The sequence below is a fragment of the Nocardia sp. bgisy134 genome, from assembly GCF_057708325.1.
The window spans coordinates 1-603 of record NZ_JBYIRW010000068.1 but is presented as its reverse complement, the minus strand read 5'-3'; the positions used below and the strand labels follow the sequence as shown (position 1 = coordinate 603).

1 protein-coding gene is annotated in these 603 nt (G+C 65.0%); it reads right to left on the bottom strand.

All coding sequences use genetic code 11. From position 1 onward, the window contains the following. A partial coding sequence (locus AC3ERS_RS36595; protein WP_431972737.1) for a helix-turn-helix domain-containing protein occupies positions 1-506 on the bottom strand: 506 nt, incomplete at its 3' end. Positions 507-603: the final 97 nt, after the last annotated feature.

Sequence of the window (603 nt, the reverse complement as noted above, 5' to 3'; positions counted from 1 at the left end):
AGATCCTCAGCACGGCGGCTGGGGATCAGCACCGCCGACAACCAACGCGAATACCCGGTCACCATGGTCAGCACCGGCAACCGCTTCGGAACACGGACCTGACCGAAGCCCACCGGCAGCGTGATCGGCGGGAACCACAGATCACACTGCGCGATCTCCCCAGCCACATACGCTGTCCGCGACGCCGGATCCGGCGGCAGATACACCGGCCGCAACTGCGCCACCCGCCCCGACAGCACGCGCACCGACCGAGTCCAGCCGATCCGCTCAGCGATTACCGTCGCCGGCATCGTCGGATAAGCCCGCAACAACTCCCGGATCTGCGGCTCGACCGCATCCACGACCGACCCCTTCGGCGCCCGCTCATACTTCGGCGGCCGATCCGACGCCACCGCCGCTTTGACCGTATTGCGGGACACGCCCATCACCCGGGCGATCGCCTTGATCGGCAGCCCCTCGGACCTGCGCAAACGACGAATCTCAGCCCAATCCTCCACGGAAAGCATCCCTTCGTCCTCCTGGCTCGGTTCGAACCAGGATCAATCGGACAAGGGGTCAAAATTCGGATGCCACGCAGTGATCAGTTTTCACGTTCCGCCGACA